Source organism: Halorientalis sp. (assembly GCF_028275115.1).
GTDB lineage: Archaea > Halobacteriota > Halobacteria > Halobacteriales > Haloarculaceae > Halorientalis.
Window position 1 is genome coordinate 1 of the sequence record NZ_JAQCNH010000133.1, and the last position, 1,547, is coordinate 1,547.

3 protein-coding genes are annotated in these 1,547 nt (G+C 65.9%); all 3 read left to right on the forward strand.

What is annotated here, in order from left to right:
* Positions 1–345 precede the first annotated feature (345 nt).
* Positions 346–954 carry a methyltransferase family protein gene (locus Q0964_RS16390; protein WP_299269742.1) on the forward strand — a complete coding sequence of 203 codons (609 nt, stop codon included), beginning with the start codon at positions 346–348 and terminating at the stop codon, positions 952–954.
* A gap of 132 nt (positions 955–1,086) precedes the next feature.
* Positions 1,087–1,329: a sulfurtransferase TusA family protein gene (locus tag Q0964_RS16395; protein ID WP_299269745.1), complete on the forward strand. Its 243-nt coding sequence runs from the start codon at positions 1,087–1,089 to the stop codon at positions 1,327–1,329.
* A gap of 5 nt (positions 1,330–1,334) precedes the next feature.
* Positions 1,335–1,547: DsrE/DsrF/DrsH-like family protein (locus Q0964_RS16400; protein ID WP_299269747.1), on the forward strand; the 213-nt coding region annotated here is incomplete at its 3' end.

Below are 1,547 nucleotides of genomic sequence, written 5' to 3' on the forward strand. Positions count from 1 at the left end.
CGGATAATATGCGACCCGACCGCCGGTTCAAGTCACCGTCTGTGCTCCGTGACCTGTACGCTGCCCACGGCATCGGCCCCGAGACCGACGTGGTCACCTACTGTCGCATCAGCTAGCGGTCGTCTGTCACCTGGTTCCTCCTCACTGAACTGCTCGGCTCCGAGAACGTTCGCAACTACGACGGGCCGTGGGCAGAGTGGAGGAACATGGTCGGCGTCCCGATCAAGCACGGCACCTGACTCGTGCTCCAATGTGGCCCCACACCGTCTACTCGGCTCGTGGGTGCAGGCCCCAAACGGTATTGCACTACACAAGCAATATTAACCCCCGGCCATACTATCTGATGTGAGCGAGATACTCCTCACGGTTGGTGCACTCGCAGCAGTCGGCCAGGTCGGCGCGACCCTCCGTGTCGCGCTCTCCGAGGACCCGGGCCCGTGGCCACCGACAGAGTTCGGTGGGCAGTTCGGTCTCTACTGGCTCGCCGTCATGGGGATAGCGGGGTCGTTCTTCGCGCTTCTCGCGACGACTCGCGGGAGTCTGTACGCGGTCACTCCGGCGACGGTCGCCGTCGGCGGTCTCATCGGAGTCGGCGGGGCGGCGGTGAACGTCTGGACAGCAGACACCTTCGACGACCCCGAAGAGATTCTGGGCCTGCAACTCTCGTTCCACACGGAGGGGCCCTTCCGGCTCTCGCGGAACCCGTCCGTCCTCGGCCACGCCGGGGCCGTGGGCGGGTTCGCGGTCCTCGCCGGCTCATGGCAGGCACTCCTCCTCGCCGTGGGTATCGTCGGGTGGTTCGCCCTCAAGCCGTTTGCCGAAGAGCCCGCCCTCCGACGTGCGTATGGGTCGCAGTACCGCCACTACCGCGCTCGCGTCGCCCGATACGTCGACGTCGACCGACTCCGAGACGGCGTCTCAGGCTGTGTCTTCTCCCGGCGCGCCGACTGCTGACCTGCTACCACTGGCGGCCTGTCGCGAGTCGTCCCTGGAGGGCCTCCCGGCTCGTATGCGCGTAGAACACCGCGAGAAGCGTCACCGTGCGTCCGGTGACGTCCCTACTCCGTCGTGTCGAGGTCGGCGACGTTGTATACCGGACACCGGCCGCTGACGCTCGACGTGCAAGGTGAATCGTGTCCGATGCCGGTCGTCAAGACGAAGGGTGCCATCGACGACCTCGCCTCCGGCGAGGTCCTTGAGGTGGTCGCCACCGACTCCGGGAGTATGAGCGACATCGACGGGTGGGCCTCCGGGATGGACGGCGTGGAACTGCTCGCACAGGAGGAGGGCGACGGTATCTACACCCATTACGTCCGCAAGACGGAGTGAGCGACATAAGTACCGACACCCCCAGCACTCTCGACGACGACCTGTCATCGCGTGCGGAACGGGCCGCGCGGGTCGCCGACCTCGAAAAGTCGCTCGCCGAAGCGACGGCGGCAGACGACACGAAGAAACTGTCCATCATCGCGACGAAGGGGACGCTCGATATGGCCTACCCGCCGCTCATCCTTGCCAGCACCGCGGCCGCGTTCGGCTACGATGTC